The 21600-nt window shown below is 62.5% G+C and carries 23 protein-coding genes and 1 pseudogene; 7 read left to right on the top strand and 17 right to left on the bottom strand.

Annotation, left to right across the window (positions count from 1 at the left end; all coding sequences use genetic code 11):
- Positions 1-3: 3 nt before the first annotated feature.
- From yejK to E6B08_RS23070, 14 genes and pseudogenes are all read right to left on the bottom strand, one after another.
- The gene (gene yejK, locus E6B08_RS23130; protein ID WP_136916141.1) at positions 4-1008 is read right to left on the bottom strand and encodes a nucleoid-associated protein YejK; all 1005 of its coding nucleotides are present in this window, start codon (positions 1006-1008) and stop codon (positions 4-6) included.
- Positions 1008-1241 carry a hypothetical protein gene (locus tag E6B08_RS23125; protein ID WP_136916140.1) on the bottom strand — a complete coding sequence of 78 codons (234 nt, stop codon included), beginning with the start codon at positions 1239-1241 and terminating at the stop codon, positions 1008-1010. Before E6B08_RS23125 ends, yejK begins: the two co-directional genes overlap by 1 nt.
- Positions 1234-1491 carry a hypothetical protein gene (locus E6B08_RS23120; protein ID WP_136916139.1) on the bottom strand — a complete coding sequence of 86 codons (258 nt, stop codon included), beginning with the start codon at positions 1489-1491 and terminating at the stop codon, positions 1234-1236. The genes E6B08_RS23125 and E6B08_RS23120 overlap by 8 nt, the downstream gene beginning before the upstream one ends.
- Positions 1488-2006, bottom strand: a complete 519-nt coding sequence (locus tag E6B08_RS23115) for a hypothetical protein (RefSeq protein ID WP_136916138.1) — start codon at positions 2004-2006, stop codon at positions 1488-1490. Before E6B08_RS23115 ends, E6B08_RS23120 begins: the two co-directional genes overlap by 4 nt.
- The gene (locus tag E6B08_RS23110; RefSeq protein WP_136916137.1) at positions 1996-2184 is read right to left on the bottom strand and encodes a hypothetical protein; all 189 of its coding nucleotides are present in this window, start codon (positions 2182-2184) and stop codon (positions 1996-1998) included. The genes E6B08_RS23115 and E6B08_RS23110 overlap by 11 nt, the downstream gene beginning before the upstream one ends.
- Positions 2181-3527: a replicative DNA helicase gene (gene dnaB, locus E6B08_RS23105; RefSeq protein ID WP_136916136.1), complete on the bottom strand. Its 1347-nt coding sequence runs from the start codon at positions 3525-3527 to the stop codon at positions 2181-2183. Before dnaB ends, E6B08_RS23110 begins: the two co-directional genes overlap by 4 nt.
- Positions 3524-4222, bottom strand: a complete 699-nt coding sequence (locus E6B08_RS23100; RefSeq protein ID WP_136916135.1) for a DUF2786 domain-containing protein — start codon at positions 4220-4222, stop codon at positions 3524-3526. Before E6B08_RS23100 ends, dnaB begins: the two co-directional genes overlap by 4 nt.
- On the bottom strand, positions 4222-4731 hold the full coding sequence (locus E6B08_RS23095; RefSeq protein WP_136916134.1) for a hypothetical protein: 510 nt from the start codon (positions 4729-4731) through the stop codon (positions 4222-4224). Before E6B08_RS23095 ends, E6B08_RS23100 begins: the two co-directional genes overlap by 1 nt.
- Entirely contained in the window at positions 4728-5480 is a 753-nt protein-coding gene (locus E6B08_RS23090) for a hypothetical protein (RefSeq protein ID WP_136916133.1), read from the bottom strand. Before E6B08_RS23090 ends, E6B08_RS23095 begins: the two co-directional genes overlap by 4 nt.
- On the bottom strand, positions 5473-6360 hold the full coding sequence (locus E6B08_RS23085) for a ParA family protein (protein ID WP_136916132.1): 888 nt from the start codon (positions 6358-6360) through the stop codon (positions 5473-5475). The genes E6B08_RS23090 and E6B08_RS23085 overlap by 8 nt, the downstream gene beginning before the upstream one ends.
- Positions 6361-6575: 215 nt before the next feature.
- Positions 6576-7535: a cation diffusion facilitator family transporter gene (locus E6B08_RS23080; protein ID WP_136916131.1), complete on the bottom strand. Its 960-nt coding sequence runs from the start codon at positions 7533-7535 to the stop codon at positions 6576-6578.
- 83 nt (positions 7536-7618) lie between these two features.
- A complete protein-coding gene (locus E6B08_RS31585; RefSeq protein ID WP_416194411.1) occupies positions 7619-8374 on the bottom strand; it encodes a methyl-accepting chemotaxis protein in 756 nt (251 codons plus the stop codon).
- Positions 8375-8476: 102 nt separating this feature from the next.
- Positions 8477-9466 (bottom strand): annotated as a pseudogene (locus tag E6B08_RS31580) (HAMP domain-containing protein); the annotation flags it as partial.
- 285 nt (positions 9467-9751) lie between these two features.
- Positions 9752-11104, bottom strand: coding sequence for an APC family permease (locus tag E6B08_RS23070; RefSeq protein ID WP_136916129.1), 1353 nt, complete (start codon positions 11102-11104; stop codon positions 9752-9754).
- 551 nt (positions 11105-11655) lie between these two features.
- Between E6B08_RS23070 and E6B08_RS23065 the strand changes: the two genes are divergently transcribed.
- Positions 11656-13161 carry a YdgA family protein gene (locus E6B08_RS23065; protein WP_136916128.1) on the top strand — a complete coding sequence of 502 codons (1506 nt, stop codon included), beginning with the start codon at positions 11656-11658 and terminating at the stop codon, positions 13159-13161.
- A gap of 234 nt (positions 13162-13395) precedes the next feature.
- Positions 13396-14454 carry a quinolinate synthase NadA gene (nadA, locus tag E6B08_RS23060; RefSeq protein WP_136916127.1) on the top strand — a complete coding sequence of 353 codons (1059 nt, stop codon included), beginning with the start codon at positions 13396-13398 and terminating at the stop codon, positions 14452-14454.
- A 118-nt stretch (positions 14455-14572) separates the two neighbouring features.
- Here nadA and E6B08_RS23055 read toward each other — a convergent pair whose 3' ends face one another.
- Positions 14573-16009 carry a M48 family metalloprotease gene (locus tag E6B08_RS23055; protein ID WP_136916126.1) on the bottom strand — a complete coding sequence of 479 codons (1437 nt, stop codon included), beginning with the start codon at positions 16007-16009 and terminating at the stop codon, positions 14573-14575.
- Positions 16010-16127: 118 nt separating this feature from the next.
- Between E6B08_RS23055 and E6B08_RS23050 the strand changes: the two genes are divergently transcribed.
- Positions 16128-16367, top strand: coding sequence for a sulfurtransferase TusA family protein (locus E6B08_RS23050; protein WP_136916125.1), 240 nt, complete (start codon positions 16128-16130; stop codon positions 16365-16367).
- Positions 16368-16387: 20 nt separating this feature from the next.
- Positions 16388-17458: an AI-2E family transporter gene (locus E6B08_RS23045; RefSeq protein WP_136916124.1), complete on the top strand. Its 1071-nt coding sequence runs from the start codon at positions 16388-16390 to the stop codon at positions 17456-17458.
- A gap of 33 nt (positions 17459-17491) precedes the next feature.
- On the opposite strand, the gene E6B08_RS23040 is transcribed toward E6B08_RS23045, so the two are convergent.
- Positions 17492-17965 carry a peroxiredoxin gene (locus tag E6B08_RS23040; RefSeq protein WP_136916123.1) on the bottom strand — a complete coding sequence of 158 codons (474 nt, stop codon included), beginning with the start codon at positions 17963-17965 and terminating at the stop codon, positions 17492-17494.
- A gap of 10 nt (positions 17966-17975) precedes the next feature.
- Entirely contained in the window at positions 17976-18536 is a 561-nt protein-coding gene (locus E6B08_RS23035; protein ID WP_003254741.1) for a glycine cleavage system protein R, read from the bottom strand.
- A 258-nt stretch (positions 18537-18794) separates the two neighbouring features.
- Here E6B08_RS23035 and dapA point away from each other — a divergent pair, with 258 nt between their 5' ends.
- From dapA to E6B08_RS23020, 3 genes are read left to right on the top strand one after another with little or no spacing between them, the layout of a single operon-like run.
- On the top strand, positions 18795-19682 hold the full coding sequence (gene dapA, locus E6B08_RS23030; RefSeq protein WP_136916122.1) for a 4-hydroxy-tetrahydrodipicolinate synthase: 888 nt from the start codon (positions 18795-18797) through the stop codon (positions 19680-19682).
- Between the two features lie 17 nt (positions 19683-19699).
- A complete protein-coding gene (gene bamC / locus E6B08_RS23025; RefSeq protein WP_136916121.1) occupies positions 19700-20818 on the top strand; it encodes an outer membrane protein assembly factor BamC in 1119 nt (372 codons plus the stop codon).
- Positions 20819-21577 carry an MBL fold metallo-hydrolase gene (locus tag E6B08_RS23020; RefSeq protein WP_136916120.1) on the top strand — a complete coding sequence of 253 codons (759 nt, stop codon included), beginning with the start codon at positions 20819-20821 and terminating at the stop codon, positions 21575-21577.
- Positions 21578-21600 lie beyond the last annotated feature (23 nt).

Here is a 21600-nt window from a genome sequence, read left to right as displayed (position 1 = left end):
TCCTTACTGGCGGCGCTTGAGTTGGTCGGTGAGCTGAGTGGGCAGGTTCTTGATCGTCAGGGAGCCGGTGTCGGCGTCGTAGGTGACGTTGGAACCGAGGAGGTGCGCCTCAAAACTAATAGACAGACCTTCGGCGCGGCCGGTGAAACGGCGGAACTGGTTGAGCGTTCGTTTATCGGCCGGGATCTCCGGTGATAGGCCGTAGTCGCTATTGCGGATGTGGTCGTAAAACGCCTGAGGGCGGTCTTCATCGAGAGTCTGAGACAGCTCTTGAAGAGAGAGGGGCTGCCCCAGCTTGGTTTGGGTAGTGGCATAGTCGAGCAGCGCATGGGTTTTCTCCCGGGCGCTTTCTTCTGGGAGATCTTCTTTCTCGACGTATTCAGTGAAGGCTTTGAGAAGCGCGCGGGTTTCACCTGGCCCGTCGACGCCTTCCTGGCACCCGATGAAGTCGCGGAAGTAATCCGAACGCTTCCTGCCGTTTTTGCCTTTGACGAAGGAAATGTACTGCTTCGAGTTTGGATTGTTGCGCCACTCGCTCAGGTTGATCCGGGCAGCGCAGGAGAAATTGCTGGTGTCCAGATAGCGAGAGGTCACAACATTAAGATCACCGTCCAGGCCGACGGTTTCGACCTGCTGTAGGACAGCGATCATCAGGTATTCAGTCAGGCCTTGTTGGTAGTGGCTGAAGAGCACGTGGCCACCGGTGGAAAGGTTGACCTCTTCAAGCAGTTTCTGCAGGTGCTCGACAGACACACGGCTGAAGCTGGTGAAGTCTTGCTGCTCCTCCAGGTACAGCTTCAACCAGCCGCTGAACGGGTAGGCTCCCGACTCTCCATGGAAGAAACCCCACGCTTTGCCTTGCTTGGCGTTGTAGCTGTCGTTCAGGTCACCCTGGAGATTCTCTATGGCATCGGAAGATGGCAGTTCAGTGTCACGAGCGTGAAGGACGGCGGGGCTGCCGTCGGGCCGCTTGTCGAGTTGGTGAACAATTGCATGTCGGATAGGCATTAGTGGTTCCCTCGAGAAGCGCAGTTTTGGGCCTCGGCACGGCGGAGCTGCGCCCGGGTGTTGCGCTCGGCTCGGTGGTCGCCCGGTGTGCAGGAGGTGAAGATAGGTGTGAAGCCGGTCTTGCTGAATTTCAGATGGCCGCTGTTGGAACGAGTGAGTGTCCAACCCTCGGCCTGTGCGAACTCAGCAAGCCGGCGGACGCTTTCGTGCGCGCCGCGGAGGGGGTTACGCATGGCTTTGCTCCTGACCGGACAACAAGGCCTCACCGGTCAGAAGCCAGCGGCTGGCAATGTATTTGTCGCGGTCGCCAGGCTCGCTCGATTGTTGCTTAACGGTGGCCTTGCCTTCGCCAAACAGGCGGTCGGCCAACCGCTCGGCAGCTGTACGATCGTTTGCGGTGCAGCTCGCACGCTTGCCTTTCACCGTGTTAGTCCAGAAGCCAGCGCCGTCGAATTTCACGATGCACTTCAATGCGAGAGTCATTGGCCACCTCCGGCACAGAGGGCATGTCCGGTCTGGATGGCGACGATCTCGGGGCTGCTGCCGGGGTATTGGGTGGCGAGGTCCGTGAGAAACTCACGTGCAGCTTCCCGCGAGCCGGGGATGCGGAACACGACAGTGCAGTGGTGAGCGTTGTCCTGGGCTGAGTGCGGGTGGGGAGCCACTGCGACCTTCAGTCCACAGCCCAGCAGGTGCTTGGGTACCCACACGGACCAAAAGTAGTTCGTCAACAGCGCTGGCTGACCAAGCAGGCTGACCGAGACACCGCTGGAAGTGCAGGTCTCCACTTCGACGTACTGCAGGCGCTCGAGCTCCTGCAGCGGTTCTGTCAGCTCCACGGGAGCTACCGTCTGGCCGAACTGGTTGAGCCGGGAGATGACCAGGCTCAGCGCCTCGAGCCAAATCGCGTTGAGGCCAGACTGATGCGCAAACGCCAAGGCTGATTGCTCGGTACCGGCGATGGCGGGGATCGATGGATAGGCCTGTTCAGTTTGCACGGGCCACCTCCTCGAGCTGATCGATGTCGTAGCTGCCGCAAACAGGGCAAACCATCACCTCTGCCTCTCCCTCGGGGGTATGCTCGGCGGGATGTACTTCGCGAATCTGGTGCAATGGAAAGTGCCGATCGCAGCTGCGGCAGTTATGAGTGATCGGTTGGGTTTGTACAGGCGTCATGCAGCGGCTCCTTGCCAATGATCGGCAGTGAGGTTTGCGAATCGGGTTTGGTTGGCGATGAAGGCTGCACGGACATAACCGACGGGGCCGTTGCGGTGTTTGCCAATGATCAGTTCGGCGACACCTTTAAGTTCGGTGTCCTCGTTGTACACTTCGTCTCGATAGACAAAGACGATAAGGTCCGCGTCCTGTTCGATAGCCCCGCTATCCCGTAGATCAGCATTCACTGGGCGCTTATTGGGCCGGCGCTCGAGGTCCCGATTGAGCTGCGAGAGGGCCATGAAGGGGCAGTTGAACTCCTTCGCGATCCCCTTGAGTGATCGGGAGATTTCGCTGATTTCGTTGACCCTGTTTTCCTGGCCTGGGCTCCGCATGAGCTGCAGGTAATCCGCCATGATCAAGCAAGGCTTCCCGAAGCGCCGGCTAGCACGTCGTACCTTGGCCCGCATCGCGGCAGGAGTCAGGTTTGCACTGTCATCGATGACCAGTCGATTGCCATAAGCGTTCATGCGATGGACAGCGGCAGATAACTTGGGCCAGTCCTCGTCCTGCAACTGACCGGACAGGAGTCTGCTCAGGTCGATATGGCCCAGAATGGCCAGCATTCGATAGATCAGGGCCTCGGTAGGCATCTCCATGCTGAATACCAGCACGATCTCGTCAGGCGCGTTGTTCAGCGCGGCATCGACGATGCTCAAGCAGAACGAGGTCTTGCCCATGGATGGTCGCGCGCCGACGATGATCAGGTCCGCTGGCTGCAGGCCGCGCGTCATCACATCCAGATCAGTGATACCAGTTGGTACGCCTGTCACGGTCACATGGCCGTTGAAGGTGGCGTCGATCTTGTCGACGACGGAGAGCAGCGCCTCGTTCATGTTGGCGAATTCGCTAACTACACGGCCTTCGCCAAGCTTGAAAAGCTTCTGCTCGAGCGTGTCCTGGACCTCTGTCGCGTTAGCGGCGATTTCGGCCGCATCCCTGGTGCCCTGGAAGCACAGGGACATGATTCGGCGGAGGTGGGCCCGGTCGCGCACGATCTCGGCATACGACTGGATGTTCGCTACAGACGGGGTGTTCTTGGCCAGCTCCACGAGGTAGGCAAGGCCTCCCACCTCCTCGGGGACCGCCATAGCCTCGAAAATAGTTACCACGTCGAACGGGCTGTTCTTTTCAGAGAGCTCCTGAATGGCAGTGAAGATCAGCCTGTGTTCGGATCGAAAGAAATCGTCCGCCTGCAGAAGATCACCGACCAGATCCCAGGCTTCGTTGTCCAGCATCAGACCGCCAAGGACGCCTTGTTCGGCCTCGATTGAATGAGGAGGTGACAGGTTCAGATCCGTCATCTGGCACCTCCGTGGGAAATGGCTGACTGAGGGCTGCGACCAACCCCGCGGTGGAGTAGTGCGTGGCGACCCTGCTCGACACCTGCCTGCAGTGAGCCACGGTCGTGGCCCTTGGCCTCGGTTGGTTCGATGTTGAATCGCTTCAGGTCAGGGTGATGAAGTGTCAGGTAGGCTGTGATGTCCGCTTGCACCTCTGGATCAAGCGCCCCTGCAAACTGGCGAACCTTGTGAGCCACTGCACTGATCCACCCTTCTGCGAAAAGCTGGCCGCGACGGCGCTTCGTCTTGAGTTGGCAGCGCTTCTGTTGCGAAACGTGCTCACGACGAGCTTTTTGCAGTTGCAGTGCGAGGCTGCTATAGGCGTAGGAAGCCAGCTCTGGACCGATACCCTTGCCCAGAAACTTGAAGGAGTACCCCATCAATGGGTGGTAGTAGGAGAGGTGGCTGCAGTCGAAAGCAGCTGCACAGGTGGCGGCAAGTGAGTGCAGCCAGTCCGCTGGAGAGCGACGTGTCCCCGTGCGGATGCTGGACTCAGCAACCTGGTCCGCTCGAAGCTCCTCCGACTCGATGTTGTATTGAGACATGAGTGCGCGGGCCTGGCGCAATGCTATTGCAGCTTCATTGGTATTCGCCCCAGGGTTGTTCGCCAACGTCAGCAGCTTGGTGATCTTGTCCAGGATCTTCTGCTTGTCCATCACGCGGCCTCCAAACGTCTGGCTTTGGCAGCCGCCAACGCCGCTTTGTAGCTGGACTTGGCGTCTTTCTTGGTCTTGCACCACTCGCCGGTGGCCCAGCTTGAACGCATCCGACAGCCAGGCTCAACATCGCCGTGGACAAAGGATTTGTCGCGGTATTCCATTTTGGGCTTTTCAATGCCGAGCCATTCGTGGAATGCCATCCCACTGTCTGCATCCAGAAACTCGTCATATCGGGTGCGTTTTGGCAGAGCAGGAAGGCTGTCCATTGCGAAGCACTCACCCTCGCGTGTAGCGCGGTAGAGCACTTCATCTTGCGGACAGAAGGCAGGAGGTTTGCCACACGACATAAAACCCACTGCCACCAGCCCGTCGAGTAGAAGGGCATCGTTGCATCCTGGGCTGGTCAGAAAGTAGTCACGGCTCACTGTGCGGCGGTGCCTGTTCTCGGCGGAAAGGCCCAAGGTGTGCCAGAGGAGGTCGAGTTGCTGTTGGTTGACGTTGTTCATGCCTGGTCCTCCTGGTTTGCAGGATCAGGACAGAGGGCTTCTTTCCACAGGCGCAGGGTTTCGCGCTCGTCTGCTGTCAGGACTGCCAGGGCAACAGCTTCTGTCACCTTCTCCTGCAGCAGTCGCAGGCGCTCCTCAACCGATGAGCCATCGTCATAAGCAAGATGACTGGTCAGGTCGCTGATCATGAAGTAGCGGAGTGATCTGACATTCCCGACCCGATGCTGATCTGCAGACATCCCATTCAGACGAGTAGGTGTCTGCAAATCATTTCTGATGTAGATGTTGAACTCGGAAGGGTTGTATGAGGTTTGGAACTGTCGTGCACGATTCAGGATGAGTGCAGCCTTGATCGTCTCCAGCAGTTCTTCAGGGGTTTCGGTAGGCAATGGGAATGTACGTGCAACCAGCTGCTTCGACAGTGCTTCCCGCGCATCTTGTCGCCGTTTGGCGTCCTTCTCGGTCCGAACGCGCTTTTCCTTCGCATGGGTCACGTTGTGGCCGATCGAGTTAATGAGTTGTGCGGCATTCCGCAGTAGATCGCGCTGTTCATGGCTCAGAAGGTCACCGAGCGACCCGAGTAATCCGCTCCCGATCGTCCAACCGTTGGCCAGCCTGTGCAGATCTCCAGACGTGGATGTCAGCTTTTTCTGAATGCCGCGTAATTCATTGGAGCTGTAGAGTTTCCCAATTCTGAGGACTTCGTCGGCCGTGATCCCGGCAGCCTCGGTAATCGTGTGCTTACTCATCGCGGCGGGCCTCCTTGGCGATCTCGGCAACACGCTCTTCGGTCATTGCCTCGAAGCGGTCTTTCCATTCTGGGAACGCCTCGATAGCCAGGTTGCGGATGACGCTCAGCGCCGACGGCGACTTACGGTTCGAAGGTTGACGATATTCAAGCCGATGCGCCGGCACGCCTTGGCTCGCGGCTTTCTTGAAGATGACGGCATCTGGAATGATCGATTGCAGGACGGTGTAGTCAGGGTTCCCGTCGAAGATTTCACGGACGGTGCGGTGGATCGCGCGCGCGTCAGCAGTTTCATCCAGGCCGTTGATGATGATGTTGATGTGGGGAATGGTGAGGCCGAGACGGGCGTAACTGCGCAGGCCATCCATCATATGGATGGTCCCACGGCTGAATTCGCGCGCGGCCAACATGTTCGGGGGGAGGGGGGAGAGGATGATATCGGATGCAAGAACGACCATCTCCAGCATCGCAGAGCGGGCGCCCTGGGTGTCAAAGAGGATGAGGTCGTAATCGGCATCGAAAGCCGACATCAGGTTGGCTAGTCGCAGCCTGCCATCAGGCGCCTGCAGTATGAGGTTGTTGAGCTGGTTGTTGGCGTCGTTCGAAATTATGACGTCGAGATTCTTGATCGACGTGCGGGAGATGATCTTGGCCGGGTCGGTCTCGTTGTACGACAGCAGCTCGAAAATGCCGCCCGGGGCGGTGTACTCCAGGGGGAAATACGAGGATGCGGAAGGCTGGACGGGGTCTAGGTCGATGAGGAGGGTGCGCAGCCCTGCGTCTGCAGTGAATGCTCCCAGGTTGGTCGACCCGGTGGATTTGCCGGTGCCGCCCTTAGTGGAAACCTGACCTGCTCGTTTTGCTTTCTTCGGGTGTGTCATTGCCATGCCTCTAATGTGGATTTCATTAGAGGCTGCGTGTCTAGGCGCTGGAATGGTGCTTAAAACCCCTCCCTAGGTGGAAATTTCGGCCTAGATCCCAATTGTCTTTTAACCAATTGGTCGTAGGTTCGAATCCTACACGACCCACCATATGCAGTAAGTCAAAGCCCGCAACCGGTAACGGTTGCGGGCTTTGTCGTTCTTGCTCGGCCCGTTTACTCAGCCCACTCCGGGTCACCGGTGAACACCACGGTCAACCAGCGGTTCGGTCCTTCGCCGCCCACGGCATTGCCCACCTCGTCGCGAAGCGCGTCCCATTCTTCAATGGTCTTGGCGCCCATGCTCTTGGGTACGATGAAATACAGTTCGATCTCGCGCGAGCGGCCGACCTTGGCCACGTAGGCGCGATACGATTGCAAGCCGTGGCGTGCAACGAAGGCGCGGGCGACTTCATCCACATGGACTTTCAGGTCGCCTGGGGTTACCAGGAATATTTCCGACAGCGCTTGGCGCACTACCGACAGCGGCAAGGGAATGATCACCAAGCAGACCAACGCCAGTACCGCCGGGTCGATGTAAGGCGACATCCATTCCCATTGCGTGCCCTGCACCGCATAGCCAAAGCAGAAGGCGATCAGCAGCGCGGCGGTGATGCTGGCCGACATCACCCAGCCCTTGACGTCCATGCTCACGAAATCCGAGCGCAGCTTGCGGTTGGCGCGGGCTTCGATCACGGCGATGGTTACGCAGGCGATCACGGTGAGCACCGCATAGCCAATGGCGATGCCGAACTCCAGGTGGCGGCCGCCTTCGAGCACGCTGGCGATGGCGTTGATCAGCGCGTAGATGGCTACACCGCTGAGCAGGATGCCATTGAGCGCCAACACCATCGGCTCGAGGTGCCAGAAGCCCATGGTGAAGCGCTCACGCAGCTTGCGTGACAGGTGCAGGCTGGTGGTGTGCGAGGTGATGAGACGTACCACCACCAGCGACAAGCCGCTCATGCTGGCGTCGACCAGCGAGTAGACGCCATCGAACACGATCGAGAACGAGCCGGAAGCCAGGCCAAAGCCAATGCCGATGGTGGCGATGAACAGGGTGACGGCGATCGAGGTGCGAAGCAGGCCCTGTTCGCTGGCGATGTCGAAGAAGGTGGGTTTGCTTGGTGTGTCCATGGGTAGAACTCATTGAAAGGTAAGTTGCCGGTGCTGGCCTCTTCGCGCCGAACCTGCGCGAAGAAGCACACTGGCCTTAGAGGCTAGACGCGAAACTGCTCCATCAACGCCTGCTGTTGATTGGCCAGGCGGTTAAGGGCCTGGCTGATGCGGGCCGACTCATCGGCCTGCCCGGACAGCGCCTCGGTGACGTCGCGGATACCCGCCACGTTGCGGTTCACTTCCTCGGCCACCGCGCTTTGTTCCTCGGCGGCCGAGGCGATCTGCAGGTTCATGTCGCTGATCACCGTCACCGCCTCGCCGATGCGCTGCAACGCGGGCACCGCCTGCTCCATGCGCACGGCGCTATCCTCGGCCTGGCGTTGCCCTTCGTGCATGGCGCCGACCACGTCGTGGGTGCCTTGCTGCAGGCCTTCGATGACCTGTCGGATTTCCCCTACCGACACCTGGGTACGTTGCGCCAGGCTGCGTACTTCGTCGGCGACCACCGCGAAGCCGCGCCCGGCCTCGCCGGCACGGGCGGCTTCGATGGCGGCATTGAGTGCCAGCAGGTTGGTCTGTTCGGCGATCGCGCGAATCACCTCCAGCACCGAGCCGATCTGCTCGCTGCGGTTTTCCAGGGCGCGGGCCTCGGCCATGGCGGTGGTCATGCCGGCGGCCAGTTGGTCGATGCTTTGGCGCGTGCTGGCGATCAGCTGCAAGCCTTCGCGGCTGGCCTGATCGGCGCCACGGGCGGCCTGCGCCGCCTGTGCGGCGTTGTGGGCGACGTCCTGGGCGGTCGCGCTCATCTCGTGGGCGGCAGTGGCCACCTGTTCGATTTCGCGTCGTTGCTGCTGCATGCCGTTGCTGGTCTGGCCGGCGATGACCGCCGACTGATCGGCGGTGGCGCGCGCTTCGCCGGAGGCGCCCTTGACCTGGGCGATCACCGGTTGCAGCTTGTCGAGGAAGCGGTTGAACGCACCGCTGAGCAAGCCCAGCTCATCCGCGCGGGCGTAGTCCAGGCGGCGAGTCAGGTCGCCTTCGCCGCTGGCGATGTCTTCCAGGCGTGCAGCCACGGCCAGGATCGGCCGGGTGACCCCGAGGGCGGTCAACCACACCAGCAGCAGGCCGAGCACCGCCGCACCCAGGCCGACCAACAGGCTGACCAGGTTGGCCTGCTGGCTGTGGGCGTCCAGGCGCTGGTTGAGGGCGGTTGCCGGGGCCTGTAGCACTGCCTCGGGTAGCTCCAGTTGGGCCAGCCAGGGCGCCGCTTCGGGGATCGGCGCGAACGGCCGCTCGACGCGCAGCATGCCTGGGGCGACGGCCTTGTCCAGGGGGTGGCCAAGCCGGGTGGCGTCGCGGCTGTGGCCGGCCAGCAAGCCAGCGGGGCTGACGATGCTGACCTGGCCCTGGCCGTCGAACAGCGCCTGGCGGCCTGCCAGGCTCAATTGCTGCAGGTTGTCCAGGCCGATGTCCAGGCCGACCACGCCGATCACCTTGCCGTTTTCGAGCAGTGGCAAGGCAATGCTGGTCATCAGCACCTGGCGACCATTGACGTCGTCGAGGTAGGGCTCGAGCACGCAAGCCCTGGCGCTATCCAGTGGGCAGGTCAGCCAGCGGTTGCGCGCCACGCCGTTATCGCCAAGGCTGTCATCGGCCAGCATCGTTTCCGGCATGGCTTCGAGCTCCAGGGTGCCAGGGCTCGGTTGCGACCAGTACAGCGAATAGCGCCCGCTGGCGTTGCTGGCCAGCGCCTCCTGGCCGGCAAACTGGCTGTCCTGATGATCCAGCGCGTTGGGCTGGAACACCAGGTACAGGCCGATCACGTCCGGGTTGCTGGCAAGGCTGGCGCGTGCCTGGGCGGTCAGCTCGGCGCGCAGGTCGTTGCCGCCCCGCGCTTTGAGCGCCTGCACCAGGCGGGCGAAGCCGTTGCCGAACTGGTAGGCGTCCATGAAATAGCGCTGCACGCGCAGCGCCTGGGTTTCGGCCTGGGCCTGCAAATGCAGGTTGGCGCTGTGCTGGAGCATTTCGCTGCTGGCCTGGCTGACCAGTGCCGCGCTACGCCGGGCCTGGGTCAGCGAGGTGGCGACCAGCAGGGCGACGATGGCCAGCAGGCACAAGCCGGAAAGCAGGGTGATCTTCCATTGGATAGATAGGCGACGCGGCGACATGAAGGCATTCCTTATCGATCAAGGACAACGCCCGCGGCGAGGCGCGGGCGTTGTCGGCAGCGAGGCTCAGTCCGCCAGGCAGTTGGGCGGGGCCACCCGGAAGGCCCGGGTCAGCCACGCCAGGTAGATCACGCCGATGGCTGCCCAGAGGCCGCCGAACATCAGCGAGTGCTCGTTGAGGTCGAGCCACAGCGAGGCGATGATGCAGAAGCCGATGGTCGGCAGCACCAGGTACTTGAAGTTGTTGGCCAGGCCCCTGCGGTTGCCTTCGCGCAGGTAGCAGTGGGTGATCACCGACAGGTTGACGAAGCTGAAGGCCACCAGCGCGCCGAAGTTGATGATCGAGGTGGCGGTGACCAGGTCGAAGAAGATCGCCGAGAGCGAGACCAGGCCGACCACCGCGATATTCACCACCGGGGTCTTGAAGCGCGGGTGCAGGCGGGCGAATACGCCGCTCGGGATCACGTTGTCGCGGCCCATCACGTACAGCAGGCGGGAGACGCTGGTCTGCGAAGCCAGGCCCGAGGCAATGGTGTTGATCACGGTGCAGGCGATGAAGATCGACTGGAACAGCTTGCCACCGACGTACAGGGCGATTTCCGGCAGGGCCGCTTCCTGGTCGTGGAAGCGAGCCATGGTCGGGAAGTACGCCTGGATGAAGTACGACACCAGGATGAACACCACGCCGCCGAGCAATGCAGTGAGCAAGATCGCCCGGGGAATGGTTTTGCCTGGGTCGCGGGTTTCTTCCGACAGGCAGGTGACCGCGTCGAAGCCCAGGAACGAGAAGCAGAGAATCGTGGCGCCAGCGGCGAGGGCGGCGAACTGGGTCTGGTCGTCGGCGAACGGGATCATGCTCCAGGTGGTGGCCAGCCCTTCGCCTTGGTCCAGGCCACGCACGCACAGGTAGATGAACACCGCGATGATCGCCACCTGGACAACCACGAACAGCAGGTTGAAGTGCGCCACCAAGTTGATGCTACGCATGTTGATCAGGCTGATCAGGGTTACGAAGCCGGCAACCCAGATCCACTCCGATACTTCCGGGAACATGGCGGACAGGTAGAGCTTGGCCAGCAGCGCATTGACCATCGGCAACAGCAGATAGTCCAGCAGCGACGACCATCCGACCAAGAAGCCCACATGCGGGTTGATGGCGCGTTGGGTGTAGGTATAGGCCGAGCCGGATTGTGGGAAGCGGCGCACCAGGGTGCCGTAGCTCACGGCGGTGAACAGGATGCCGACCAGGGCCAGGATATAGGCGCTGGGTACATGCCCTGAAGTGATCCCGGAGACGATGCCGAAGGTGTCGAACACGGTCATCGGCGTGAGGTAGGCCAGGCCGATGATCACCACGTGCCAGAGGCGCAGGGATTTGCGGAACTGGGCGTTGCCGGAAGCGCTGTGGTCAGGCTGCATGCTGGCGCGGCTCCTGGTGGATGGCGTGGGCGGCGGGCGTGGCGTACTGCGCATGCGGCAAGGGCGAGCGGGTGGGCTCCATGTTGTTCACCTTTTTTTGTTGGAGCTGGAATAGGCGCGGGCACCGCGCCAGTGTCGGAATCTGGCGAGGTGGAACTAGGAAGGCGGAGCGAGCGGGCAACGGGGTTTTGGCATCATGTTGGCGCGACTGTTTTTCTTGGTGGATCGGGCGCTATGCAAGGTGGTGAAAATAAAAAACGATGGGCCGATTCGTGTCAAGTTAAACATGACAAGATGTTACTAAATTGAAATATATATCCGCTAAGACCCCGGATTGTTCGCTATTTGCGCGGTTTTTTGCGTTTTTGAACGATATGGATGTTCGTAAAAATTTACGAATGGATATGCACCTCGGCGGGCGTCAGGCATTTCCCAAATGGGCGCTTTGCGCCTGAGCGCGGTCACCGGACAAGGGCGACGGTGATATCCTTTCAGCCCCACGTGGCAACCCCGCTGTGTGGAAGCCCTATGGACAGCAATCGGTTTTATTCATGAAGAAATCAATCGGCATTCTTTCCGGCCTGGCTGTCGCCATCGCCGTCGTCACCATCGCTGGCGCCTGGTACACCGGCAAGCAGCTGCCTGCGGAGCTGGAGCGTTCCATCGCGGGCGTCAACCAGGACATGCGCAGGGCAATGATCGGTGTCGGGGGCAGTGTGACGTTCGAGCTGGCCTCCTTGGACCAGCGCTTTTTCACCAGCACGGCGCACTACCGAGTCAAGGTCCAAGACATTCCCCTGCAGGACGGCCAGGCGCTCAATTTCGAGGTGGGCGTGGTCGACCAGATCGAGCACGGGCCGTTCCCCTGGTCGCGGGTCAAGGCGTTCAAGTTGCTGCCGGTGCTGGCCACCAGCAACAGCGAACTGGAAAAGGACGATTCGACTGCCGCGTGGTTCGCCGCAGCGGGCGATCAGCCACCGCTTACGGCGCAGACCAGCATCGGCTTCGACGGCGGCGTCGACAGCGATATGCGGGTGGCGCCGGTCAGCATCCATGAGGCCACGGGTACCACTCTCGAGTTTTCGGGCATGCGTTTGCAGGCCTCCGAGGATCGGGACGGTGCATCGAAATTCCAGGGCGGCGCCGACCGCTTCGTGTTCAAGCTGGTCGGGGACGATCATCCGCCCGCCACGTTCGAGCTCAAGGGCCTGAAGGTCGACGGCAAGCTGGCCACGACCCAGTACGATGCCGTGTATGTCGGCAACGTCGATCTCCACCTGGGCGAGGCCAAGGCGACCCTGGGGCCCAAGCAGCAGGTGCTGCTGCTCAAGGGCCTGGAGCAGAACGCATCGCAGGCCATGGACGGTGCCGACACCATGGGTGGGCGTGTGGACTACAAGATCGCCGACATCACCTGGGACGGTCGCGCGGTCGGCAGCATGAAGATGGGCGTCAGCATGCAGTCGATCAATGCGCCGGCCTTGCAGGCGCTGTCGCAGTGGTACAAAGGCCATCAGCGTGAATTCGAGCAGGCAGCCGCGGCGGGCCAGCCTTTCCCGGAAATCGCGATGGGCCCTGAAGAAAAAGCCAAGTTCCAAGGCGATCTGCACCAGTTGCTGGGTGCCAGGCCGAAAGTGGCGATCGACAACCTGTCGTTGAAAACCGCCAATGGCGAGAGCCGCTTCAGCCTGGCGATGGACTTCGCCAGCCCGTCCTCCTTCGACCTGCCGGCCGATCAGTTGAGCAAGCAGCTGATCACCCAGGTGAAGAGCCAACTGACCCTGTCCAAGCCGATGATTGGCGACCTCGCCGCGCTGCAGGCCTTCGTCCAGGGGCAGACCGATGCCCAGGCCGTGGCCCAGCAAGCCAGCCAGGCCGGGGAAATGGTCGGCATGATGGCGGTGCAGAGCGGCATGGCTACCGTGCAGGGCAGCGATGTGGTGTCGAGCCTGAACTATGCCGATGGTCAGGTCGACTTCAACGGCAAGCAGATGAGCGTCGAAGCGTTCGTCATGTTGCTCAACGCCCACCTGGCGGCGATGCAGCCGCAAGGTTGATGGGCTGAATCCTGGGTGGCCCCCGGCGCCGGCTTGCCAGCGACGGGGCTGCTACAGGCACGCAAAAAGCGCTTTTGAATTCCCTCGATTGTCTGTAGCCTTCGGCGTCCGATAATAATCCGCGCCCGCAGAGGGCCGTGACGGCGCGCCTGCCGTCCGGCACCCTTAGCCGATCTGTCAGGGCCGGGTGGTACACTCGATTGACGCGCATGCGCGCCTGCAGGTCCAGCGATCATGACCCAGATTTCCGAACGCCTTTTGGTTCAGGCCCATCTTGACGCCAAGCAGCCCAACCCGCTGACGGCCGAGCAGGAGGCCGAATACCGTGCGGCCATCGCTGCCGAGCTCAAGGCGCAGAACGCCGTGCTGGTTGCCCACTACTACTGCGACCCGGTCATCCAGGCGCTCGCCGAAGAAACCGGCGGTTGCGTGTCCGATTCGCTGGAGATGGCCCGTTTCGGCAAGAACCATCCCGCCGAGACAGTGATCGTCGCTGGCGTGCGCTTCATGGGCGAGACCGCCAAGATCCTCACTCCGGAAAAACGCGTGCTCATGCCCACCCTGGAAGCGACCTGCTCGCTCGACCTGGGTTGCCCGGTGGAGGAATTCTCGGCCTTCTGCGACAAGCACCCCGAGCGCACCGTGGTGGTCTACGCCAATACCTCGGCTGCGGTAAAAGCCAGGGCCGACTGGGTCGTGACCTCCAGCTGCGCGCTGGAAATCGTCGAAAGCCTGATGGACAACGGCGAGACCATCATCTGGGGCCCTGACCAGCACCTGGGCCGCTACATCCAGAAGCAGACCGGCGCCGACATGCTGCTGTGGGACGGTGCCTGCATCGTCCACGAGGAATTCAAGTCGCGCCAACTGGCCGACATGAAGGCGCTGTATCCGGATGCAGCGATCCTGGTGCACCCCGAGTCGCCGGAGGCGGTCATCGAACTGGCCGATGCGGTCGGTTCGACCAGCCAGCTGATCAAGGCGGCGCAAACCCTGCCGAACAAGACCTTCATCGTTGCCACCGACCGCGGCATCTTCTACAAGATGCAGCAGTTGTGCCCGGACAAGGCGTTCGTCGAAGCGCCCACGGCGGGGAACGGTGCGGCTTGCCGCAGTTGTGCGCATTGCCCGTGGATGGCGATGAATACCCTGGAGCGGGTGCTCGACTGCCTGCGCAATGGCAGCAACGAGATCTTCGTCGACCCGGCCCTGGTGCCCAAGGCAATCAAGCCGCTGAACCGGATGCTTGATTTCACCCAGGCGGCGCGCCTGAAGTTGTCGGGTAACGCCTGACGCTGGGGGGCGCTTCGCGCCCCATCCCGGTACAAGGCCGCTGCTACAGGGGAATGCGATCTATTGTAGGAGCGGCCTTGTGCCGCGAAGGGCCGCAAAGCGGCCCCAATGGCTATGACTAACGCCCCATCATCTCCCGCACCATCCGCTGCTGTTCCATGATCTCGCGCTGGCGCTGGTCGATCTGCGACGCCAGTGGGAAGTTGCTCCCGGCCCGACGCTTGGCGTAGTCCAACTGCTGGATCGCCTGGTCGAAGTCGCCCACCAGGGTGAAGTACTCGGCCCGAGCACGATGCAGGCCGATGGTATTGCCCGAAAGCCCTCGCACCTCGGCCACGTCGTACCACACGTCCGGGTCGTCGGGCCGGCTCTTGAGCAGGTCGTCCAGTACCTTTTCCGCCTCGGCCGGCTTGTTTTGCTTGACCAGCAGGTCGGCGCGCACCTGTTTCAGCGGATAGCTGTTCGGGTACAGCCCGCGCATGCGTTCGACCCGCTGCATGGCGTCGGCCAGGCGGTTGTTGGTGATCTCAAGATCGATCTGCGCGAGGTTGTAGGTGAGATCGTTAGGCGCCGCCGCCAGCAGCGGCTTGAGGTTTTCCCGTGCTTCGTTGAGCTGGCCGCCCTTGATCTGCGCCAGGGCCAGGCCGTAGCGTGCGGCATCGAGCTTGGGATTTTCGTCGAGTTGTGCGCGGAAGCGCTTGGCGGCAAGGCCTGGGGTGCCCTCGTAGGTGAGTGCGACCCGGGCGCGGATCAGCTGGTAGCGCTGGCTGTCCTCGACACCGCCCTTGGGCGCCTGCTCGGCGCGGTTGCGGGTATCGGCGATACGCGACTCGGTGACCGGGTGAGTCAGCAGGAATTCCGGCGGCTTGGCGTCGTAACGATACTGCCGGGCCAGGCGCTCGAACATGGTGGGCATGTTGCGCGGGTCGTAGCCTGCGCGTTCGAGGTTCTGGATGCCGATGCGGTCGGCTTCCTGTTCGTTTTGCCGGGAGAAGCGCCGCTGTTCCTGGATGGCCGCCGCCTGGGTGCCGGCAATCACGCCGATGCCGGCATCGCCACCGCCACCGGCGGCCAGCACGATACCGGCCAGCAGCGCTGCCATCATCGGCAGCTGCATGCGCTGCTGGGCCTCGACGCCACGGGCGAAGTGGCGCTGCGACAAGTGCGCGAGTTCGTGAGCCAGTACCGAGGCGTACTCGCCTTCGGTCTGGGCATTGAGGAACAGGCCGCCGTTGACCCCGACGATGCCGCCTGGGGCGGCGAATGCGTTGAGCTCACGGCTGTCGATGAGGATGAATTCCAGGCGCCGATCCTGCAGTTGGCTGGTCTCGGCTAATTTGTAAACGCTGGTTTCAACGTAGTCCTTGAGCTGCGGATCGTTCAGCTGGTTGACCTGCCCGCGCAGCAGGCTCAGCCAGGCGCGGCCGAGCTGATGCTCCTGTTGCGGCGATACGATCGCGGAACTGGCGTCACCCAGGGACGGCAGGTCGTCGGCGTGGCCGGGGAGGGCCATCAGGCAGGCCAGCGTCAACAGGGTAGGGCGCAGTAGATTCATGCATGAAGCTCGCGTCGGATCAAAGCCACTACTGTAGCCGGCTCGCACCTTGGCGACCAGTGGCGCTATCCTAGCGAACCCGATGGCCGATCGGCCTGCCCGCTTGTGGAGACCTGCAATGAGTGAGACCCCGACCTGCGACGCCGAATTGGACGCCAGCGGTCTGAATTGCCCCCTGCCGCTGCTCAAGGCGAAGATGGAACTCAACCGCCTGGCCAGTGGCGCGGTACTCAAGGTGACGGCCACCGATGCCGGTTCCCAGCGCGACTTCCGCACTTTCGCCCAGCTCTCCGGTCATACGCTGCTGCATGAAACGGCCCAGGCCGGCACCTATACCTACTGGCTGCGCAAGGCCTGAGCCTCAATCAAGGATCGTCAATGTTCAAAGTGCTTCGCGACTGGATGCAGCGCTACTTCTCCGACGAGGAGGCGGTGGTGCTGGCGGTGCTACTGGCGGTGGCGTTCACGGCCGTGCTCACCCTGGGCGGCATGCTTGCGCCCGTGCTGGCGGGCATGGTCCTGGCGTTCCTGATGCAGGGATTGGTCAATGCCCTGGAGCGCCTGCGCATTCCGACGCGCGTGGCGGTGGTGCTGGTGTTCGCCCTGTTCATCGGCGCCCTGGCGGTGTTCCTGCTGGTGCTCGTGCCGCTGCTCTGGCACCAGTTGATCACCCTGTTCAACGAGTTGCCGGGCATGCTCGGCAAATGGCAGTCGCTGTTGTTGCTGTTGCCCGAGCGCTATCCGCACCTGGTATCGGATGAGCAGGTGCTGCATGCCATCGAGTCGGTACGTGGCGAGATCGGCAAGTTCGGCCAGTGGGCGCTGACGTTCTCGCTGTCGAGCCTGCCGCTGTTGGTCAACGCGATGATCTACCTGGTGCTGGTGCCGATCCTGGTGTTCTTCTTCCTCAAGGATCGCGAGCTGATCAAGCGCTGGGTCAGCGGCTACCTGCCGCGCCAGCGGACCTTGCTCAACCGGGTGGGCAGCGAGATGAACCGGCAGATCGCCAACTACATCCGTGGCAAGGGCATCGAGATCCTGATCTGCGGCATCGCCACCTACATCGCCTTCATCAGCCTGGGGCTCAACTATGCCGCCTTGCTGGCGCTGCTGGTGGGGTTGTCGGTGGTGGTGCCCTACGTCGGCGCCGTGGTGGTGACGGTGCCGGTGACGTTCATCGCGCTGTTCCAGTGGGGATGGGGCGACCAGTTCATCTACCTGATGACGGTGTACGCGATCATCCAGGCGCTCGATGGCAACGTGCTGGTGCCGCTGCTGTTCTCCGAGGCGGTTAGCTTGCACCCGGTGGCGATCATCTGCGCGGTGCTGCTGTTCGGCGGGCTGTGGGGGTTCTGGGGGATCTTCTTCGCCATCCCGCTGGCGACGCTGATCAAGGCGGTGCTCGATGCCTGGCCCAGGCAGGAGCCTAGCGTTTCACCGTTGCTCTGAATGAAAGGGGGCTGCAAGGCAGCCCCATCGATCTCAGGCCTCGTTCAGGGCCTGCGCCGCTTTCAGCACCGCATCCACATGCCCCGGCACCTTCACCCCGCGCCATTCCTGGCGCAGCACGCCGTTCTTGTCGATCAGGAAGGTGCTGCGGTCGATGCCCATGTATTCCTTGCCGTACAGCTTCTTCAGCTTGATCACGTCGAACAGCTGGCAGAGCGCCTCGTCCTTGTCGCTGATCAGTTCGAAGTTGAAGCCTTGCTTGGCCTTGAAGTTCTCGTGCGACTTCATGCCGTCGCGCGAGACGCCGAACACCACGGTGTTGGCGGCCTCGAAGGCCGCATGCTGGTCGCGGAAGCCCTGGCCCTGGGTGGTGCAGCCCGGGGTGCTGTCCTTGGGGTAGAAATACACCACCACCTGGCGTCCCTTGAGCTCGGCGAGACTGACCGTCTGGCCGCTGGTGGCCTGGGCCTGGAAATCGGCGACGGGTTGGTTGAGTTCTACGGCCATGGTGGCTTCCTTACATTGGGTTCTGTGGGCGCCAAGGCTCGATCAGGGCGTCCAGGTTCAGGGCGTCGGCAAAGTCGAGGAACTGGTCGCGCAGCCAGCTGATCTGGGTACCGGCCGGCAGGATCACGGTGAACTGGGCGTTGAGCATGCTGCTGCCGGTCTGCGGCGCCAGGTAGGTATCGCAGGTCATCGCCTCGAGCTCGACGCGGTGGTCGAGGAAGAACTGGCACAGTTCGTTGATGATGTCCGGGCGATAGGCGGCACTGACGTAGGCCACGTAGGGCAGGGCCTGGGGGCGTACCTCCTGGTCGGCGCTGCGCACCACGTCGAGGGTCAGGCCGTGCTTCTTGCCCAGGCCCGGCAGGGTGGACTCCAGACGCGCCAGGGCGTCCCAGCTACCACCGACCTGCAACACCAGGGCGCTGGTCTCGCCGTGGCGGCTCAGGCGCGAGGTAACGACCGCGCAGCGGTTTTCGAACGCAGCGCGGCTGAGAACGTTGGCCAGTTCCATGGGATTGGGGCCCAGGGCACTGATGACAAGGAATTGTTCGCGGACGGTGGGGGTGGACATGCAGCATTCCTAAAGCGATGAGCGGTCGGCGCAGGACGGGGAAAGCCTCCAGTCGGCAGGGCCCGGGGCTCGCATGCGAGGCAGAGGACGCTGGCCCGGAGCGAGGTCGACGGCCCGGCGGGCCGCGCTGCACCGATCAAAGGATCAAGGGTAGCGAAATAAGGCGCCGAGGGGAATGCTCCGCCCGCCTGCTTCGCTTGTGCAAGGTCGATGCCCCCAGTACCATTACCGCTCTCTTTTTCCGGCAGGAGCAGTTACATGATTGCGGGCAGTATGGTGGCGTTGGTCACACCCATGGATGCACAAGGGCGTCTGGACTGGGACAGCCTCGACAAGCTTGTAGACTTCCACCTGGAAAACGGCACCCACGCGATCGTTGCAGTCGGCACCACCGGTGAGTCCGCCACGCTGGATGTCGAAGAACACATCCTGGTCATCAAGCACGTGGTCGAGCGCGTCAAGCGCAGCAAGCACCCCGTCCCGGTCATCGCCGGTACCGGTGCCAACTCCACCGCCGAAGCCGTGCACCTGACCCAGAACGCCAAGAATGCCGGCGCCGATGCCTGCCTGCTGGTGGTTCCGTACTACAACAAGCCGACCCAGGAAGGCCTGTACCTGCACTTCAAGCACATTGCCGAATCCGTCGACATCCCGCAGATCCTCTACAACGTACCCGGCCGCACCTCCTGCGACATGCAGGCCGAGACCGTGATCTGCCTGTCGAAGGTCAAGAACATCATCGGCATCAAGGAAGCCACCGGCGACCTGACCCGTGCCAAGGCCATCCTCGACGGCGTCGACAAGGACTTCATCGTCATGTCCGGCGACGATCCGACCGCTGTCGAGCTGATCCTGCTCGGTGGCAAGGGCAACATTTCCGTTACCGCCAACGTCGCCCCGCGCGAAATGGCCGATATGTGCGAGGCCGCCCTTGCGGGCAATGCCGAGAAGGCCCGCGCTATCAACGAAAAACTCATGCCGCTGCACAAGGACCTGTTCTGCGAAGCCAACCCGATTCCGGTGAAATGGGCGCTCGTCGAAATGGGCCTGATGCACAAGGGCATTCGCCTGCCACTGACCTGGCTGAGCGAAGGTTGTCACGAAAAAGTCCGTACTGCCTTGCGCCAGTCCGGCGTACTGGTTTAATCGAGGAAGTACACCGCATGAAGCGACTGGCTGGTCTTTCCGCCCTTGCCCTGATCATCTCCAGCACCAGTGGGTGTGGCTGGCTGTGGGGCGACGAGGGTTATTTCCGCGACCGCGGCAGCGATTACCTGCAGGCGCACCCGACCGCGCCGATGCAGCTGCCGCCGGACGCCAGCAACGTCAAGCGCCTTGACCCGCTGCTGCCGATTCCGCGTAACGTTGCCGACGACCACGCCACCGGCGAGTTCGAGGTACCGCGCCCGCAACCGCTGTCGAGCGTGGCCGAAGTCAGCGACTTCAGCCTGCAGCGCAGCGGCTCCAGCCGCTGGGTACTGGCCCAGCGCTCGCCTGCCGAAGTGTGGCCGGTGGCCCACCAGTTCTTCGAGGACAACGGCTTCCGTATTGCTGACGAACGTCCGCAGACCGGCGAGTTCAGCACCACCTGGCAGCGTTTCGACGAACTCTCGGCCTCGCTCGGCCAGCGCCTGGCGAGCACCGCCAGCAGTGGCGACAGCGAAGTGCGCGTCCGTGTGCGCATGGAGCCTGGCGTGCAGCGCGATACCTCCGAGGTCTACGTGGTCAGCGTCGAACGCCCGGCCGGCAGCACTGACGAGCCTGCGTTCCCGTCCACTTCCGCCAACACCGGTGCCGATGCCCTGCTGGTCGATGAAATGCTCGCCAGCATGAACCGCAGCGCCGAGAAGGGTGGTTCGGTTTCCCTGTTGGCCGCGCGTGATTTCGATGCGCCGAGCCGCGTCACCCTCAGCGAAGACGGTAGCGGCAACCCGGTGCTCTTCGTCGGCGCCGACCTCGACCGCGCCTGGTCCAGCGTGGGCCGCGCCTTGGAAGAAGGCGGCCAGTGGCGGGTCGAGGACATCAACCGTAGCCTGGGCCTGTACTACATCAACCTGTCGGAAAAGCCTGAAGACAAGCAGAACGAGCCTGGCTTCTTCAGCCGCCTGTTCGGCAGCGAGCCGACCAAGGAAGAACGCGAAGCCCGTGCCGAGCGCTACCAGGTCCGCCTGGCCAAGGTTGGCGAGACCGTACAGGTCACCGTCGAGAAGAACATCAACACCGTGGCCCCGGCCGATGTCGCCCGCCGCGTGCTGAGCGCCATTCAGGACCACCTGGGCTAAGTGCGCTTCGCGGTATTGGGAAGCGGTAGCCAGGGAAACGGCACGCTGATCGCCAGTGGTGATACGTACATCCTGGTCGATTGCGGTTTTTCCCTGCGCGAAACCGAGCGGCGCCTGGCGCTGCTCGGGGTGCAGGCCTCGCAACTGAGCGCGGTGCTGGTCACCCACGAACATGCCGACCACGTGCATGGGGTGGGCTTGCTGGCGCGGCGCTACAATGTACCGGTCTACCTGAGCCAAGGGACCTTGCGCGGCTTGCGCAAGCCGGTGGAGGTGACCGGTTTTCTTGCCTGCGGCGACCGCCTGGACATCGGCGACCTGCAGGTGAGTGCCGCGCGTGTCGAGCACGATGCCTACGAGCCGTTGCAGTACGTGCTCAGCGATGGCCGGCGCCGCTTCGGCATGCTGACCGATCTGGGGTCGTACGACGCGCTGTTGCTCGAGCGCTACCAGGGCCTGGACGCATTGCTGATCGAGGCCAACCATTGCCGCGACCTGCTGGCCCGCGGGCACTACCCGTACTTCCTCAAGCAGCGGGTCGGCGGCGCCCAGGGGCATTTGAACAATCATCAGGCCGCGCGCCTGGTGGAAGAGTTGGGCTGGAGCAACCTGCAACACCTGGTGCTGGCCCACCTCAGCAGCAAGAACAACCTGCCACAGCTGGCCCGTCAGTGCTTCGTCGACACCCTCGGGTGCGACCCGGACTGGCTCCAGGTGGCAAATCAGGAACACGGGCTCGACTGGCGCGAAATCGCCTAGCCCAACCACTCAAGCAAGCGGAG

The sequence above is a fragment of the Pseudomonas putida genome (genome assembly GCF_005080685.1).
In the GTDB taxonomy this organism is placed as follows: Bacteria; Pseudomonadota; Gammaproteobacteria; order Pseudomonadales; family Pseudomonadaceae; genus Aquipseudomonas; species Aquipseudomonas putida_V.
This window is presented reverse-complemented; position numbering and strand designations above follow the sequence as displayed.

Bases quoted from the DNA above. Each gene is read 5' to 3' on its own strand.
- yejK (WP_136916141.1), bottom strand. From the start codon at position 1,008: ATGCCTATCCGACATGCAATTGTTCACCAACTCGACAAGCGGCCCGAC.
- E6B08_RS23095 (WP_136916134.1), bottom strand. From the start codon at position 4,731: ATGAACAACGTCAACCAACAGCAACTCGACCTCCTCTGGCACACCTTG.
- E6B08_RS23080 (WP_136916131.1), bottom strand. From the start codon at position 7,535: ATGGACACACCAAGCAAACCCACCTTCTTCGACATCGCCAGCGAACAG.
- E6B08_RS23035 (WP_003254741.1), bottom strand. From the start codon at position 18,536: ATGTCCACCCCCACCGTCCGCGAACAATTCCTTGTCATCAGTGCCCTG.
- E6B08_RS23110 (WP_136916137.1), bottom strand. From the start codon at position 2,184: ATGACGCCTGTACAAACCCAACCGATCACTCATAACTGCCGCAGCTGC.
- E6B08_RS23065 (WP_136916128.1), top strand. From the start codon at position 11,656: ATGAAGAAATCAATCGGCATTCTTTCCGGCCTGGCTGTCGCCATCGCC.
- dapA (WP_136916122.1), top strand. From the start codon at position 18,795: ATGATTGCGGGCAGTATGGTGGCGTTGGTCACACCCATGGATGCACAA.
- E6B08_RS31585 (WP_416194411.1), bottom strand. From the start codon at position 8,374: ATGCAGCAGCAACGACGCGAAATCGAACAGGTGGCCACTGCCGCCCAC.
- bamC (WP_136916121.1), top strand. From the start codon at position 19,700: ATGAAGCGACTGGCTGGTCTTTCCGCCCTTGCCCTGATCATCTCCAGC.
- E6B08_RS23090 (WP_136916133.1), bottom strand. From the start codon at position 5,480: ATGAGTAAGCACACGATTACCGAGGCTGCCGGGATCACGGCCGACGAA.
- E6B08_RS23085 (WP_136916132.1), bottom strand. From the start codon at position 6,360: ATGACACACCCGAAGAAAGCAAAACGAGCAGGTCAGGTTTCCACTAAG.
- E6B08_RS23055 (WP_136916126.1), bottom strand. From the start codon at position 16,009: ATGAATCTACTGCGCCCTACCCTGTTGACGCTGGCCTGCCTGATGGCC.
- dnaB (WP_136916136.1), bottom strand. From the start codon at position 3,527: ATGACGGATCTGAACCTGTCACCTCCTCATTCAATCGAGGCCGAACAA.
- E6B08_RS23120 (WP_136916139.1), bottom strand. From the start codon at position 1,491: ATGACTCTCGCATTGAAGTGCATCGTGAAATTCGACGGCGCTGGCTTC.
- E6B08_RS23040 (WP_136916123.1), bottom strand. From the start codon at position 17,965: ATGGCCGTAGAACTCAACCAACCCGTCGCCGATTTCCAGGCCCAGGCC.
- E6B08_RS23045 (WP_136916124.1), top strand. From the start codon at position 16,388: ATGTTCAAAGTGCTTCGCGACTGGATGCAGCGCTACTTCTCCGACGAG.
- E6B08_RS23100 (WP_136916135.1), bottom strand. From the start codon at position 4,222: ATGGACAAGCAGAAGATCCTGGACAAGATCACCAAGCTGCTGACGTTG.
- E6B08_RS23070 (WP_136916129.1), bottom strand. From the start codon at position 11,104: ATGCAGCCTGACCACAGCGCTTCCGGCAACGCCCAGTTCCGCAAATCC.
- E6B08_RS23050 (WP_136916125.1), top strand. From the start codon at position 16,128: ATGAGTGAGACCCCGACCTGCGACGCCGAATTGGACGCCAGCGGTCTG.
- nadA (WP_136916127.1), top strand. From the start codon at position 13,396: ATGACCCAGATTTCCGAACGCCTTTTGGTTCAGGCCCATCTTGACGCC.
- E6B08_RS23125 (WP_136916140.1), bottom strand. From the start codon at position 1,241: ATGCGTAACCCCCTCCGCGGCGCGCACGAAAGCGTCCGCCGGCTTGCT.